Source organism: Halochromatium salexigens, assembly GCF_016653295.1.
GTDB lineage: Bacteria > Pseudomonadota > Gammaproteobacteria > Chromatiales > Chromatiaceae > Lamprobacter > Lamprobacter salexigens.
In genome coordinates this window covers 12,299-26,684 of record NZ_NHSF01000067.1, presented here as the reverse complement: position 1 = coordinate 26,684, position 14,386 = coordinate 12,299, and the positions used below count along the sequence as shown (strand labels likewise).

General features: G+C 63.8%; 13 protein-coding genes and 1 tRNA gene. 11 read left to right on the top strand and 3 right to left on the bottom strand.

From position 1 onward, the window contains the following. Positions 1-2: 2 nt before the first annotated feature. The 4 genes from CCR82_RS14125 to CCR82_RS14110 all read left to right on the top strand — a co-directional run bounded on the left by CCR82_RS14125 (position 3) and on the right by CCR82_RS14110 (position 6,766). Positions 3-1,949 (top strand): ATP-binding cassette domain-containing protein, encoded by a 1,947-nt coding sequence (locus CCR82_RS14125; RefSeq protein WP_201246438.1) that lies wholly within the window; start codon positions 3-5, stop codon positions 1,947-1,949. Then, on the top strand, positions 1,949-2,506 hold the full coding sequence (locus CCR82_RS14120) for a DUF2939 domain-containing protein (protein WP_201246437.1): 558 nt from the start codon (positions 1,949-1,951) through the stop codon (positions 2,504-2,506). The genes CCR82_RS14125 and CCR82_RS14120 overlap by 1 nt, the downstream gene beginning before the upstream one ends. A gap of 174 nt (positions 2,507-2,680) precedes the next feature. Continuing rightward, positions 2,681-5,197 carry a glycogen/starch/alpha-glucan phosphorylase gene (locus CCR82_RS14115; RefSeq protein ID WP_201246485.1) on the top strand — a complete coding sequence of 839 codons (2,517 nt, stop codon included), beginning with the start codon at positions 2,681-2,683 and terminating at the stop codon, positions 5,195-5,197. A 498-nt stretch (positions 5,198-5,695) separates the two neighbouring features. Continuing rightward, positions 5,696-6,766, top strand: a complete 1,071-nt coding sequence (locus CCR82_RS14110; protein WP_338073178.1) for an IS66 family transposase — start codon at positions 5,696-5,698, stop codon at positions 6,764-6,766. A 48-nt stretch (positions 6,767-6,814) separates the two neighbouring features. Here the strand turns inward: CCR82_RS14110 and CCR82_RS14105 are convergent. Next, positions 6,815-6,899: transfer RNA gene (locus CCR82_RS14105), tRNA-Leu, on the bottom strand. 139 nt (positions 6,900-7,038) lie between these two features. Here CCR82_RS14105 and CCR82_RS14100 point away from each other — a divergent pair. The 3 genes from CCR82_RS14100 (at position 7,039) to CCR82_RS14090 (ending at position 8,560) form a co-directional block, all read left to right on the top strand. Next, entirely contained in the window at positions 7,039-7,710 is a 672-nt protein-coding gene (locus tag CCR82_RS14100; RefSeq protein WP_338073177.1) for an LON peptidase substrate-binding domain-containing protein, read from the top strand. Between the two features lie 89 nt (positions 7,711-7,799). Beyond that, positions 7,800-8,126, top strand: coding sequence for a HesB/IscA family protein (locus tag CCR82_RS14095; protein WP_201246436.1), 327 nt, complete (start codon positions 7,800-7,802; stop codon positions 8,124-8,126). A gap of 20 nt (positions 8,127-8,146) precedes the next feature. Then, positions 8,147-8,560 carry a SufE family protein gene (locus tag CCR82_RS14090; protein WP_201246435.1) on the top strand — a complete coding sequence of 138 codons (414 nt, stop codon included), beginning with the start codon at positions 8,147-8,149 and terminating at the stop codon, positions 8,558-8,560. Between the two features lie 48 nt (positions 8,561-8,608). On the opposite strand, the gene CCR82_RS14085 is transcribed toward CCR82_RS14090, so the two are convergent. Continuing rightward, positions 8,609-9,283, bottom strand: a complete 675-nt coding sequence (locus tag CCR82_RS14085) for a Fe2+-dependent dioxygenase (protein WP_201246434.1) — start codon at positions 9,281-9,283, stop codon at positions 8,609-8,611. A gap of 74 nt (positions 9,284-9,357) precedes the next feature. On the opposite strand from CCR82_RS14085, the gene CCR82_RS14080 reads away from it, so the two are divergent. From CCR82_RS14080 to mepA, 4 genes are all read left to right on the top strand, one after another. Then, the gene (locus tag CCR82_RS14080; RefSeq protein ID WP_201246433.1) at positions 9,358-9,954 is read left to right on the top strand and encodes a hypothetical protein; all 597 of its coding nucleotides are present in this window, start codon (positions 9,358-9,360) and stop codon (positions 9,952-9,954) included. Between the two features lie 51 nt (positions 9,955-10,005). Then, on the top strand, positions 10,006-11,793 hold the full coding sequence (locus CCR82_RS14075) for an SLC13 family permease (protein WP_201246432.1): 1,788 nt from the start codon (positions 10,006-10,008) through the stop codon (positions 11,791-11,793). Between the two features lie 236 nt (positions 11,794-12,029). Then, positions 12,030-12,701, top strand: a complete 672-nt coding sequence (locus tag CCR82_RS14070) for a hypothetical protein (protein ID WP_338073176.1) — start codon at positions 12,030-12,032, stop codon at positions 12,699-12,701. A 118-nt stretch (positions 12,702-12,819) separates the two neighbouring features. Beyond that, on the top strand, positions 12,820-13,716 hold the full coding sequence (mepA, locus tag CCR82_RS14065) for a penicillin-insensitive murein endopeptidase (RefSeq protein ID WP_242513500.1): 897 nt from the start codon (positions 12,820-12,822) through the stop codon (positions 13,714-13,716). A 1-nt stretch (position 13,717) separates the two neighbouring features. On the opposite strand, the gene CCR82_RS14060 is transcribed toward mepA, so the two are convergent. After that, on the bottom strand, positions 13,718-14,314 hold the full coding sequence (locus CCR82_RS14060; RefSeq protein ID WP_338073175.1) for a 2OG-Fe(II) oxygenase family protein: 597 nt from the start codon (positions 14,312-14,314) through the stop codon (positions 13,718-13,720). Between the last annotated feature and the right edge of the window lie 72 nt (positions 14,315-14,386).

The following is a 14,386-nucleotide window of genomic DNA, read 5'->3' as shown; positions in this document are numbered from 1 at the left end:
GCATGCTCGAATTACGCGGCGTCAGTCTGCGGCGCGGGACCAAGCTCCTGCTCGAGGATGCCGATCTGCGCCTGCATCCAGGCCAGAAGCTCGGGCTGGTCGGTGCCAATGGCTGCGGTAAATCGAGCCTGCTCGCGCTGCTGCGCGACGAGCTGACGCCTGATGCCGGCAGCGTCTCCCTCCCGGCCGGCTGGGAGGTCGCGCATGTCGCTCAACACACCCCCTCGGGCGCGCGCGAGGCGATCGAGTTCGTCATCGATGGCGACAGCGAACTGAGGCAACTGCAAGCGGCCCTGCGCGAGGCCGAGCAGGCCGACGACGGCCTGCGCCAAGGCGAGCTGCTCGGGCGCCTCGACGCGGTCGGCGCCTGGGAGGCCGAGAGCCGCGCCGCGCAGCTCATGCACGGCCTCGGCTTCGCGATCGGCGACGAACGGCGGCCGCTCGATGCCTGGTCTGGGGGCTGGCGCATGCGCCTGGCGCTGGCGCGCGCGCTCATGTGCCGCTCCGACCTGCTGCTGCTCGATGAGCCCACCAACCACCTCGATCTCGACGCGGTGATCTGGCTCGAGGGCTGGCTGCGCGCCTACCCCGGCACCCTGGTGCTGATCTCGCACGATCGCGACGTGCTCGATGCGGTGGCGACCAGCATCTGCCACCTCGAGCGGTGTCAACTGCGCACCTACAGCGGTGGTTATTCGGCTTTCGAGCGCCAGCGCGCCGAGCAACTGGCGCAGCAGCAGGCGGCCTTCGAGCGCCAGCAGCGCGAGATCGCCCATGTGCGCTCCTTCATCGATCGCTTTCGCGTCCAGGCCAACAAGGCGCGCCAGGCGCAGAGTCGACTGAAGGCGCTCGAGCGCCTCGAGCTGATCGCGCCAGCGCATGTGGACACACCGTTTAAGTTCCGGTTTCGCAATGCCGAGAGCCAACCCAACCCGCTGTTGCGGCTCGAGGATCTCGCGGTCGGCTATGATGGCGTGCCGATCCTCGAGGCGGTCTCGCTGATCCTGCGACCTGGCGATCGACTCGCCCTGCTCGGCCCGAATGGCGCCGGCAAGTCGACCTTGATCAAGACCCTGGCCGGCGAGCGAGCAGCCCTCACGGGCAGCCGGCTTGAGGCGCAGGGGCTGCGCATCGGCTACTTCGCGCAACATCAGATGGACCAACTGCAGCCGGATGCCTCGCCGTTGCGGCATCTGACCTCGCTCGATCCCGTGGCCTCGGAACAATCGCTGCGCGATTTCCTCGGCGGCTTCGGCTTCAGCGGCGATCAGGCCACCGACCCCGTGGCGCCGTTCTCCGGCGGCGAGAAGGCCCGGCTCGCGCTGGCGTTGATCGTCTATCAACGCCCGAATCTGCTCCTGCTCGACGAGCCGACCAATCACCTGGATCTGGACATGCGCCACGCCCTGAGCGAGGCGCTGCAGGATTACGCCGGCGCCGTGGTGCTGGTCTCGCACGATCGCCATCTGCTGCGCATCACCTGCGATGAGCTGCTGTTGGTCGACGACGGGCGCGTGCAGCCGTTCGACGGCGATCTCGACGACTATCCAACCTGGATCAGCCAACGCGCGAACCAGCGCGCGAGCCAACGCCGACAGTCGGCCAGTGCCGGCGTGCAGGGCGGTGCTCGAGCCACCCCGGACAGCGAGCCCGCTGCGGTGGTCTCGAAGAAGGATCTGCGCCGCCGCGAGGCCGAGGAACGCGCCCGGCTGCAACCCCTGCGGCAGCGGCTCAAGCAGCTCGAGCAGCGCCTGGAGACACTCAGCGAACGAGGCGAGCAGCTCGACCAACAGTTGACCGACAACAGCCTCTATGAGCCAGACGCCAAAGCGCGCCTGCTCGCGTTGATGGACGCCAAGCGCCAGGTCGACGCCGAACTGAGCGAGGTCGAGCAGGCTTGGCTCAGCACGGGCGAAGAGCTCGAGCAGCTCCAGGCACCCCCGCACTGATGCCCGTTAACAGTCAGGCCCCACTGCGCCAGGTCCTATCGCACCGCCGACCCTGGCTGCTGGCAAGGACACGCTGGGTCGCAGCTGGCTTGCTGATCATCGCCAGCCTCTACCTGGTCTCGCCCTTTATCAGCCTCTGGCGACTCGATCGCACCACCGTGAATGGCCCGACCTCAGCGCTCAGCAGTCTGATCGATATCGAGGCCGTGCGCGATCAGATCCTGCGTCGGCTCGACAAGGATCGCCAGAGTGCGATCGGCGAGGTCTCCGACGCCTTCATCGACTGGGTACAAACGACCATCCGCCGCGAGGGCCTCAACGCACTCCCCCAAGGCATGACCTTGGCCTGGGTGCGAGAGCGACTCCTCACCCATGCCGAGGGCCAAAGCGGATTCTGGCCCGCCATCAGTTATGCCTTCTACGACAGCCCGACCAGCTTTCGCGTGCGCATCGGTCAGCCTGCAGCCGAAGAGACATCGACAACGCCGGCCCCGCCGGTGCGGCTGCGGCTCGAGCGTGGCTGGCTGGATTGGCGTGTCACAGCCATCTCCTATTGACGTACTGCCGTGACCGCAGTCAGGCTTCAGACCCTTCGAGACCGACCCTTTTGAAAAACAGCGCCCTGGATGCACTGAAGTCGTTCCCGCAAAGCGCTAACGCGCGGTATCTTAGGCGCTTTAGCGTCCTGTCTCCCACCACCGCTCGCCTCCTCTTCGGCGCAGGAACTCATGATGTCTCCGTTCAAAGACCTCACCGACAGCTCACCCAACGACCGTCTGTTCAAGCTCGAGCCATTGGGCATGGATGCCGAGAGCCTCGGCCGTGACTTCCAACACTACTACGCACACACCCTCGGTCGCGATCGCGACTGTCGCTCCGCCTACTACCCCTACAAGGCCTTGGCCATCACGCTGCGCGACCGCTTGATGGAGCGCTGGAAGCGCACCCGACACGCGCATGATCAGGCCAACTGCAAGCGCACCTACTACCTCTCGCTCGAGTTCCTGATGGGGCGCTCGCTGAGCAATGCGCTGCTCAACCTCGGCATCACCGACGAGGCGAGTCAAGCCCTCTACGAGATGGGCCTGCTCTACGAGGAGATCGAATCGGCCGAGATGGACGCCGGCCTGGGCAACGGCGGCTTGGGACGTCTGGCCGCCTGTTTCCTCGACAGTTGCGCGACCCTGCAGCTACCGGTCAAGGGCTATGGCCTGCGCTACGAATTTGGCATGTTCCGCCAGTTGATCGAGAACGGCCACCAGCGCGAGGAGCCGGATCACTGGCTGCGCGATGGTAATCCCTGGGAGCTGGAGCGCCCCGAGTACACCCAGCGCATCCCCTTCGGCGGTCACACCGAGACGCACACCGACGACCAGGGCCGCTCGGTGCAGCGCTGGGTCAACACCCATGATGTGCTGGCGGTGCCCTACGACATCCCGATCCCCGGCTACAAGAACGACACCATCAATACCCTGCGGCTCTGGTCCACCACCGCCACCGACGTCTTCGATCTCGACGAGTTCAATGCCGGCAGCTACCCCGAGTCGGTCGCCGCCAAGAACAACGCCGAGCACATCACCATGGTGCTCTACCCGAATGATGCCAGCGAGAATGGCAAGGAGCTGCGCCTGCGCCAGCAATACGTCCTCGCTTGCGCCAGCATCAAGGACGTGATCCGTGAATGGCAGCGCCTGCACGGCAACGACTTCAGCGCCTTCGCCGACAAGAACTGCTTCCAGCTCAACGATACCCATCCGGCGGTCTCGGTGCCGGAGCTGATGCGCCAGCTCATCGACCTGCACCATCTGGAGTGGGAGCAGGCCTGGGAGATCACCACCCGCACCATGGCCTATACCAACCATACCCTGCTGCCAGAAGCGCTCGAGCGCTGGCCGGTGCGCCTGTTCCAGCAACTGCTACCGCGCATCCTCGAGATCATCTACGAGATCAACGCCCGCTTCCTCTCCGAGGTGGCTTCGCGCTGGCCGGGCGAGATGGACCGGCAGCGACGCATGTCGTTGATCGAGGAAGGCGATGATCCGCAGGTACGCATGGCCTTCCTGGCCATCGTCGGCAGTTTCTCGGTCAACGGCGTCGCCGCGCTGCACTCCGAGCTGCTCAAGCAGGGCCTGTTCCGCGACTGGTTCGAGCTGTGGCCGGCCAAGTTCAACAACAAGACCAATGGCGTCACACCGCGGCGCTGGCTGGCGATGTGCAATCCGGGGCTGCGCGAGCTGCTCGATGAGACGGTCGGCAAGGACTGGGTCAACGATCTCTCCTTGCTCGAGCAACTCGCGCCCAAGGCCGAGGAGGCCGACTTCCAGCAACGCTGGGATGAGATCAAAACCGCCAACAAGGCACGCCTCGCGGAGATGGTGGGCTCGACCTGCCGGATCGACTTCCCGGTCGAATTCATGTTCGATGTCCAGGTCAAGCGCATCCATGAGTACAAGCGCCAACTGCTCAACATCCTGCATGTGATCCATCTCTATCATCGGATCAAACACGGCGATGGTGATATCGGCGCGCCGCGCTGCGTGCTGATCGGCGGCAAGGCCGCGCCCGGCTACGAGATCGCCAAGCGGATCATCAAGCTGATCAACAACGTCGCCAAGGTGGTCAATGCCGATCGCCAGGTCACCGAACAACTGCGCGTGGCCTTCATCCCGGATTACCGCGTCTCGGTGATGGAGATCCTGGCGCCGGGCACCGATCTGTCCGAGCAGATCTCGACCGCCGGCAAGGAGGCCTCCGGCACCGGCAACATGAAGTTCATGATGAATGGCGCGGTCACTATCGGCACCCTGGATGGCGCCAACATCGAGATCCGCGAGCGCGTCGGTGACGAGAACTTCTTCCTCTTCGGGCTCACCGCCGAAGAGGTCACGCGCACCCGTGATCACTACGACCCCAATGGCATCATCGCCCATGACGAGGCCCTGCGCGAGGTCATGGCCCTGCTCGAATGCGGCCATTTCAATCAGTTCGAGCCGGGCATCTTTGAGCCAATTGTCAACGGCATCCGCAGCCCCAACGACCCCTGGCTCACAGCGGCGGACTTCGACAGCTATCGTCAGGCCCAGCAGCAAGCCGCCGAGGCCTATGTGGATCGCCAACACTGGCTAAAGATGAGCATCCTCAACAGCGCGCATAGTGGGCATTTCTCCTCCGACCGCACCATCGCCCAGTACAACCAGGACATCTGGACGCTGAGCCCCATCGCACCGACGCCTTTCAGCGATAGGTAGACGCCTCGTGAACACTAACACCCACAGAGATCTTCGTCGGTTACCGCGTGCTGCACAATCGCCTGCTCGGAGCCGGTAAGGGCGGTATTCGTTTCCACTATACTGACCCTAACGGCATTGGCCGCGATTCAATGCTCTGCCCCTTGGGTTCAAGGTTGGACTCAAGGGGGCAGGGAACCCTTGGTTATCGGCAGCCTATGCTCGTACCGTCTCTAGATCTTGCTTTATTATGATTTATTTATCTATCAAGTTAGTCGTAATAATCAGTGCTGTGGATAATAAACTTTTCGGGGTTAAAGTTTAATTATTTCAAAGACTTGAAGAGGTTGCAAAGCTGTGTGCCAAGGTGATATAGCCTGTCGATGGCTTGTGGGTAACTCGCATGGATGAATCCGCTGACAGGTTATCCACAACCCATGTCCTTGAGTCTTCAACAGCTTGTCAGCCCTTTTAAGGTGACGAAATCCGTCCGACTACAAGCCCCTGATTTTCATCAAAGTGTTTGCGAGAGAATGGGGCCTCGACCTTTCGGTCGGGCAGATCGATGCTCTGCTCAGTGGGCACAACGAGGACTTCTTTGCCGAGAAAGACGACCTGCTCAAGGTCGGCCTCGCGGTGAGCGCCTGCATCACGGTCGATGACTCCGGCGCCCGCCATCAGGGTCGCAACGGCTCTGTGACGCAGATTGGCAATGACCTCTTTGCCTGGTTCAGCCGCACCGACAGCAAGAGCCGGGTCAACGTCCTGACCCTGCTGCAAGCCGGTGATCGGCTCTACAGCGGCACCGCAGAGGCCCTGACCTATTGGCACGAGCAGGGTCTTCCCCAGGCCAAGCGCGAGGCACTGATGGCCTCCCCGATCCGTGAGCTCACCACCGCCAGCGCCTGGGGCGCGCATCTCAGCGCGCTGGGCATCACCCAGGAGCGCCACCAGCGCATCGCCACCGAAGGCGCCTTGCTGGCAGGGCTCTTCGCCAACGGTCTCTCACGTGAGCTGGTCATCGTCAGCGACGGGGCCGGGCAGTTTGCCATCCTGCTGCATGCCCTGTGCTGGGTGCATGCCGAGCGGCTGATCCACACGCTCATCCCGCTCAATGCGCAGCAGCGCGCCGATCAGCAAAGCGTGCGCGATCAGATCTGGACGCTCTACGCTGACCTCAAAGCCTACCAGCGTGACCCCGATCCCGCGGCCATCGTCGCGCTGCGCGAGCGCTTCGAGGCGATTTTCACCCAGAAGACCTCCTTTGCCGCCCTCAACCAGACCTTGAAGCGGCTACATCGCCACCAGAGCGAGCTGCTACGGGTCTTGTTGCACCCCGATATCCCGCTGCACACCAACGGCAGTGAGAACGACATCCGCGGTTACGTCAAATGGCGCAAGATCAGCGGCGGAACCCGCAGTGAACTCGGGCGACGATGCCGCGATACCTTTGCCAGTTTGAAGAAGACCTGCCGCAAGTTGAACATCTCCTTCTGGGACTACCTCAACGACCGCATCAAGCAGACCGGCATGATTCCGCCCTTGCCAGACATCGTTCGGGAGCGGGCGGCTGCGGCCGCCGTGCCGTGACTTATTGAGAAGTTACCCTGCTCTCACCTAACCTGTTGATCTGAAAGCTGGTGCCCGGAGCCGGACTCGAACCGGCACGGCCGAAGCCGAGGGATTTTAAGTCCCTTGTGTCTACCAATTTCACCATCCGGGCAGGGTCTTGCATTATGACCGGTCAAGGCGCTTTCGGCGAGCCCTGGTGAGTGTGCTGAGCGCGCGTTTTGGACACGACCTCATGCGCCCCTATATTAGGCGCCAGCCCACCGAACCCGTGACTACCGGAGAATCGCCTGATGCGCAGCCCCTTTCTACAGCGTTTCCCCGATCTGCCCGACGTGCTGCCGATCTTCCCGCTCAGCGGCGCCGTGGTGATGCCGGGCGTGCAACTGCCGCTGAATATCTTCGAGCCGCGTTATTTGGCGATGGTGCAGGCCGCCTTGGCCAGCGATCACCTGCTCGGCATGGTGCAGCCGCGCGCACCGACGGCGGACGCGCAGGCGGCGGATGATCCGCTCGACATCCATCAGGTCGGCTGCGCTGGACGCATCACCTCCTACAGCGAGACCAACGACGGGCGCATCGTGCTGGTGCTGACCGGACTCTGCCGTTTCAAGGTCCTGGAGGAGTTGCCGATGCAAGAAGACTTCCGCCGCGTCAGGCCGGAGTGGCACGGATTCGCGCTGGACCTCGAGGACGAGGAGGCGAGTCTGAGCGAGCGTGAACGCTTCATGGGCTCGCTGCGCACGTTCTGCGAGCAGCGCAGCGTCGAGATCCCTTGGGATGATATCGGCAAGATGGCCGATGCCGACCTGATCAACCTCCTCTGCGCTCATCTGCCGCTCGAGGCCGAGGACAAGCAAGCCTTGATCGAGACGGTCCAGCTCGGCGAGCGCGCCTCGCTGATGCGCGGGCTGATGGAGATGTCCGCACACGCCGCCCGGCTGGGGACCGAGCAACGCCACTGAGTGAGACAACGGCGCGCGAGCCCTTGAAATTTGCGCGCGCGAAGGCACTAGCTAGGACAGCGCTATCCATGAACACGAGGACTCCATCAATGGCAGTGACTTTGACCGACGCGGCTGCGAGCCACGTCAATAAGATGCTCCAACAACGCGGCCATGGCGTCGGACTGCGCCTCGGCACCAAGAAGAGCGGCTGTACCGGCTTCGCCTATGTGGTCGACTATGCCGACGACTGCGCCGATGGCGATCATGTCTTCGAGAGCCATGGCGTGAAGGTCGTGGTCGATGAGGCCAGCCTGCCGCGCCTCGATGGCATGGAGGTCGACTTCGTCAAATCCAGCCTGCTCAACGAGGGCTTCGAGTTCCGCAACCCCAACATCAAGGACGCATGCGGCTGTGGCGAGTCGTTCAGCGTCTGACCCGATACCAAGGATCATCCATGGCCGACGAATCGATCCAAGACATCATCGAGACCTTCGACCTGCTGGGCGACTGGGATCAGCGCTATCAGTACCTGGTCGAGATCGGTGAGCGCCTGCCGGCCATGGACCCGGCCGACAAGACCGATGCCAACCGCGTGATGGAGTGCATGAGTACCGTGCACCTGGTGGCCAAGCCCGAAGGCGAGCGGTTGCGCTTCGAGGGCGATTGCGACACCGCGATCATCAAGGGGGTGGTCGCGCTTCTGGTCGGGTTGTTCTCGGGCAAGACCGCCGCCGAGATCGAGGCGCTCGATGTCGATGCGCTGTTCGCCGGTCTGCAGCTCGAAGAGCACCTGAGCCCCAACCGACACGTCGGCGTCTACGCGATCGTCAACAAGATGAAGGGACAAGCCGCGCGGGCCGCAGCCTGAGTCAGGCATCCAGGGGTCACAGCCGGGGCCACAGCGTCGGGGAATCGGTCAGAGTTCGCTCCACATGCGCACCAGGTTGGCATAGCTGCGATCGACGTGCCCGGTATGCGCGGCGCCCGGTGCCTCCTTCAACAGCAGCTCGCGCGCCTGATTGAGTTCATAGAGCAATTCGCGTTGGGCCGGGTCACGCACATAGCTCTGAATCCACGTTAGCGCCACCAGGCGCTCGCCGCGAGTCACCTCGGCGACCTGATGCAGGCTCGAGGAAGGATAGACCACAGCATCGCCAGCGGGCAGCTTGACATGCTGATCGCCGAACGGGGTGTGCATCAGCAGTTCGCCGCCGTCATAGGCCTCGGGCTCATTGAGGAACAGCGTCATCGAGACATCGCTGCGAAAGCGCGGCCCGCTGCTGCCCATGATCGGATCATCGACATGATCGCCATAGGTCATGCCGGGGCGATAGCGGGCGAAGATCGGGTCGGCGACGCGGTGCGGCAGCACGCCGAAGCGAAAGCGCTCGTTGTGGCCGAGACTGGCCATGAGGATGCGTACCAGCAGGCGCATGCGCTCGGGCTCCTGGCGCATCTCCTCGTTGTGCTTGACCTTCGAGGCGGCGAAGCCGGCGCTGAGCTTGCCATCGACGAACTCGGCGTCGGCGAGTAGCTCGCGCACCTTTTGGACTTGGGCGGCATTCAGTAGAGCAGGAATCCTGAGGAGCATGGGATGAACATTCAGTCAGTGGGTCGGATAGAATCAGCGCATCCATCGCGATCAAGCAACGAGCGGAGGGCCGGATGATCCTCAAGGCCATCATCGACGAGCAAGTCTACACCCTGAATGTCCCGGACCCCGTGATCGAGCGCGGCGGCGATTTCTTCGCGCAGCTCGACCGCGATATGGACCAAGGCTGGCAGATGAGCCGCGAATGGGTCGAGGCGCCGAATCGCCTGCAGCGCTGCCAGATCATCGCCGACAAGCTCCTGACCGCGCTCGAGAAGGAGAACGAGAAGCTGGGTATGCTGATGGCCGGTTATATCCTGACCCGGCTGCCGGAGGTCGAGAGCGTCGAGCTGGATGTGCAGGGTGAGGTGCAGAACAACCAATTCCGCTTCAGGGAGACGGCCAGCCAGCCACTCGGCCCGCCACTCGACCAGGCATCCTCGGGACCATCCAATGCGCCGACCGCCGGCCTCGACAAGATGCAGGCGCTTGCGCAAGCCGGGCAGGACGTGACCCAAGTGTTCAAGGTCGGCAAGGCGTATCGGTTCTCGGTCTTCGATCACGCCAGCGGTGGTTGGCAGGATTCGCCGCTGATCGCCACCGAGGCCGAGGCCGAACGCTTGCGCCAGGAGCGTTTCAAGGCGCGCTACGAGGCACTGCAACGGTCCTGATCCGCGCCCTGGCCAGCGCCGCCTGATCGCCCCCACTTTCGCCCAACCCGCATGGACGCATTGCTCGCCCTTGGCTGGCAAGGCTGGCTCAGCCTCGGGCTGGTTGGTCTCTCCTTCGTCCTCTTCCTCGCGACCCGTCTGGCGCCCGATGTCATCACCGCGGGCGCGCTCACCGTTCTGCTCGTCAGCGGCGTGCTCACCCCGGCCGAGGCGCTGGCGGGTTTCGCCAATCCGGGCATGCTCACCGTCGCCGTGCTCTACATGGTGGTCTCCGGGCTCAAGGAGACCGGCGCCGTGAGCTGGATCGGCCAGTCGCTGCTCGGCCGGCCCAAGGGTGAGGCCGATGCGCGCCTGCGCGTGATGCTGCCGACGGCGGGCCTCAGCGCCTTTCTGAACAACACCGCCGTGGTCGCGATCTTCATCCCGGCGGTCAGCGAGTGGGCGCGCCGGCATCGGTTGGCCCTCTCCCAGCTGCTGATCCCGCTGAGCTTCGCCAGCATCGTCGGTGGCACCTGCACGCTGATCGGCACCAGCACCAACCTGGTGGTGAACGGGCTCTACAGCGAACAGACCCAGGGCGCCGGCTTCGGGCTGTTCGAGCTGGCCTGGATCGGTGTGCCGCTGGTGATCGCCACCTTGCTATTCATCCTGCTCGGCGCACGCTGGTTGTTGCCGACGCGTATTGCGGCCGCCGAACGCTTCGAAGACGTGCGCCGCTATACCACCGAGATGATGGTGAGCACAGACAGCCCGCTTGCCGGCAAGAGCATCGAGGCCGCAGGGCTGCGGCAACTGCCCGGTCTGTTCCTCGCCGAGATCGAGCGCGATGGCCAGATCATGCCGGCGGTCTCGCCACAGGTGCTGCTCGCCGCCGGCGATCGACTGGTGTTCGCCGGCATTCTCGACTCGGTGGTCGATCTGCATCGGATTCGCGGCCTGGTGCCGGCCACCAAGCAGGTCTACAAGCTCGGCGGGCCGCGCCAAGAGCGCTGTTTCGTGGAGGCGGTCCTGTCCAACAAATGTCCCTTGGTTGGCGCGAGTGTGCGTCAGGGCCAGTTCCGAGGCACTTACAACGCGGTGATCATCGCGCTTTCGCGCAACGGCGAGCGCGTGCGGCGCAAGATCGGCGATATCGTGCTGCGGGCCGGTGACACCCTGCTGCTCGAGACGCGTCCGGATTTCGTGCTGCAACAGCGTAACTCGAAGGATTTCCTGGTCGTGAGCCAGTTCGGCGACGAACATCCGCTGCGCCACGAGCGCGCGCCTATCGCCTTGGTCATCGTCGTCGCCATGGTCGCGGTGGTTGCCGTTGGCTTGCTGAGCATGCTCGAGGCCGCCCTGCTCGCCACCGGCGCGATGATCCTGACCCGCTGCACGCCCGATCGTGTCGCCCGACGCGCACCGGACTGGCAGGTGTTGATCGTGATCGCGACCGCGTTCGGCATCGGTGCGGCGCTCGAGAAGACCGGTGCGGCGGCCTTGCTCGCCGATGCGCTGATCGGGCTCGCCGGTGGCCTGCCCTGGCTGGCGCTGGGCCTGCTGTTCGTCGCTGCCGCCGTGCTCACGGCCCTGGCCACCAACAATGTCGCCGCCGTGCTGCTGTTTCCGGTCGCCCTCGATAGCGCGCGGCTGATGGATGTGAGCCCGGTGCCGTTCCTGGTGACCTTGATGGTCGGCGCCTCGGCCAGCTTCGCGACCCCGATCGGCTATCAGACCAATCTGATGGTGTTCAACGTCGGCGGTTATCGCGTCGTCGATTTCCTGCGCATCGGCATCCCGCTCACCCTGCTGATCGGGCTCCTGACGGTGGCCTTGGTGCCGCTGATCTGGCCATTCTAGGCACTGGCCCAGCCAGATTGTCTACTTGAATTGACACTTTGAGAAAAATTTTTGTGTCAATCCAGCTACACACACACCGAAAAGGGTTTACACTTAGGACGAGATTGTCACTCCCGACGGTCCCGCGTCGCGATCACGATGTCGGTTCTTGCGCGGCGTTGTGTCGAGGTCGCCCTGTACCTCGATGGTTGTGACCGTCGGTCCCCTTCACCACAGGTCCAGTTGGAGGACTCGTCGTGTCCGAAGCCACCGCCGTTTCCAGTGCAGCACCCGCTAAAGCCAAGTCGAAAGCCAAGCCGAAGCGCAAACGCTACCAAAGTCCGTTCCTCTTCGCCCTGCTGCCGCAAATCATCCTGTTCGTCACCGCCGTGGTGCTGTTTTGGCTGAGTCAGAACGATATGGCCGGCACCATCCAGTACTGGGTATACTTCATTCCGGTTATTGCCCTGATCTCGTTGATCTCCGGGTGGAGTCAGTCCTATCTCTCGAACGAGGTGCGCACCTGGTACCTGATCAAACAAGTCGTGCATTGGGGAGCCGTCTTTGGCCTGCTCTATGCCGCCAATACTCAAGGTCTGCGGGAGGCGATTGATGCCCAGCAGTACACCTCGATCGTTATCTACCTGATCGCCTTCGCCACCCTGCTGGCGGCCATCCACATGGACCTAAAGCTGTTCTTCTTCAGCCTGTTCATGGTGTTCTGCGCCTATCTGCTGGCCGCCCCGGCCGATAACGCGATGCTGATCTACATCGGCGAGACCTTCGGCGTCGATGGCGCCCAGAGCAAGGCGCTCTCAATCAGCATTGGTGTCGCCGTCGTTGGCTTCATCGCGAGCACCTTCGTGCTGCTCTCGATACGGGGTATGGTGCTCTCCAAGCGCATCGGCGATAAGCGCAAGGAGGCCTGATCAGCACTATAGTGCGGCGCTCCTCCCCAGGGAGCGCCACGCCGCAAAAGAGCACTTAAGCGCTATACTCACAGCCTTTCCCTCGCCAACGGATGTCGCATCCAGACGGGAGCTGCTGATGAACCCGCCAACAAAGGCTTGGCCCGCGCCGTTTCGCCTACTTTCCGGAAAACGCTATGGGCTCGGGCAGAGGCTCATGGTTGGCCTGCTCGTGCTGCTGACGTTCGATCCGCTCATTGCCGCCGAGACGCCTTGGTCGCGGGTCGAAACCGTTGCGAAAGGGCGCCCTGAGGCGATTGGCGGCCCCTCGAACGGCTGCGTGCGCGGTGCCCTGGGCTTACCTGCCAGTGGCGAGGGCTTCGTCAGCATCCGCCGCCATCGCAACCGCTATTACGGCCATGCCCGGACGATCGCACTGGTGCGCGAACTCGGCGCTGCAGTTGCCGCGCGTACCGGCGGCAAGTTGATCATGGTCGGTGATCTGGCGCAGCCGCGTGGCGGGCGCATGGCGTCGTCACACGTTAGCCATCAGAATGGGCTGGATGTCGACATCTGGCTCACATTGGCCGAGTCGCCGCGTCAGGCCTGGCGCGACACCCCGGAGGCCAATGATCCACCGAGCATGCTCGACCGTCATCGGCTCCGGCCCAACGCGCGTTGGGGCGCCGAGCAGCGCTTTCTGATCCAACGCGCGGCGCAACATCCGGATGTCGACCGGATTCTGGTCAACCCCGGCATCAAGCGCGCCCTCTGCCGCAGCGAGGCGAGTTCGCCCTGGCTGCGCAAGATTCGACCCTGGTGGGGCCATGATGCGCACATGCATGTACGCCTTAAATGCCCGCCGGACAGCCCAGCCTGCCAGCAGCAGGCGCCGATCGCGCCCGGCAGCGGCTGCGGTGCCGAACTCGCCTGGTGGTTCAGTGAGGAGGCCCGCTCGCCGAAGCGAGGCTCATCGGGCACGTCGAAACCGCGTCCACAGCCACCCGCCGCCTGCGCACAGGTGCTGGGTTCTTGAGTCAGGCAAAGACCACCCAGGTGGTGGCGATGTACTTGAGCCCTTCGCGCAGCTGCGCCGCCCGATGCTCATGGGTCCAGAACGGCGGGAACAGCACCAGCTTGCCGCGTTCCGGTCGCACGCTGACCTGCTGGAACAGGAAATCGGTCTCGCCACCCGGCCCCGGCACGTCGTTCAGGTACCAGAGCGCGACCAACTGCCGCTGGCTGAGTTCGTGACTGCCGCCGTCGATGTGCCAGTGGTAATACTCGCCGGGCCGATAGCGCTGGACCTGATAGCCGATGTCCTTGAACGGCCCCTTGAAATACGGAAAGGCCTCGCGCAGCTCGAGCATGGCCGCGCCGAGCGAGCGGAAGAACATGCGGTCGACATCCTTCCAATCATCCTTGTTGCTGACCACCAGATCGGTGGTCTTCTTCACCGAGGCATTCTCCTCGCGGAGCTGACCGATACGGCCTGCGTATTGCTGCTCCGGATGGGCCTCGAAGCGGGCGATGACCTCCTCGCAGAAGGCCGGTGGCAGCGCCGCCGGGCGCTCGAGGATGAAGCTGCCCGGCTTGACCTCGCGCAGGCCGCGCAGAGCGTCAGTGCCACGCACGGTCGTCTCCCCCTCGGCTGTCGGTCTGGACGCCGTGTTCGCCGACGCTGTGCTCGCAGCCGCCGAATGCTG

Coding starts and splice junctions, on each gene's coding strand:
- CCR82_RS14090 (WP_201246435.1), top strand. CDS start 8,147: ATGGCCGACGAATCGATCCAAGACATCATCGAGACCTTCGACCTGCTG.
- CCR82_RS14095 (WP_201246436.1), top strand. CDS start 7,800: ATGGCAGTGACTTTGACCGACGCGGCTGCGAGCCACGTCAATAAGATG.
- CCR82_RS14115 (WP_201246485.1), top strand. CDS start 2,681: ATGTCTCCGTTCAAAGACCTCACCGACAGCTCACCCAACGACCGTCTG.
- CCR82_RS14075 (WP_201246432.1), top strand. CDS start 10,006: ATGGACGCATTGCTCGCCCTTGGCTGGCAAGGCTGGCTCAGCCTCGGG.
- CCR82_RS14100 (WP_338073177.1), top strand. CDS start 7,039: ATGCGCAGCCCCTTTCTACAGCGTTTCCCCGATCTGCCCGACGTGCTG.
- CCR82_RS14080 (WP_201246433.1), top strand. CDS start 9,358: ATGATCCTCAAGGCCATCATCGACGAGCAAGTCTACACCCTGAATGTC.
- CCR82_RS14125 (WP_201246438.1), top strand. CDS start 3: ATGCTCGAATTACGCGGCGTCAGTCTGCGGCGCGGGACCAAGCTCCTG.
- CCR82_RS14085 (WP_201246434.1), bottom strand. CDS start 9,283: ATGCTCCTCAGGATTCCTGCTCTACTGAATGCCGCCCAAGTCCAAAAG.
- CCR82_RS14120 (WP_201246437.1), top strand. CDS start 1,949: ATGCCCGTTAACAGTCAGGCCCCACTGCGCCAGGTCCTATCGCACCGC.
- mepA (WP_242513500.1), top strand. CDS start 12,820: ATGAACCCGCCAACAAAGGCTTGGCCCGCGCCGTTTCGCCTACTTTCC.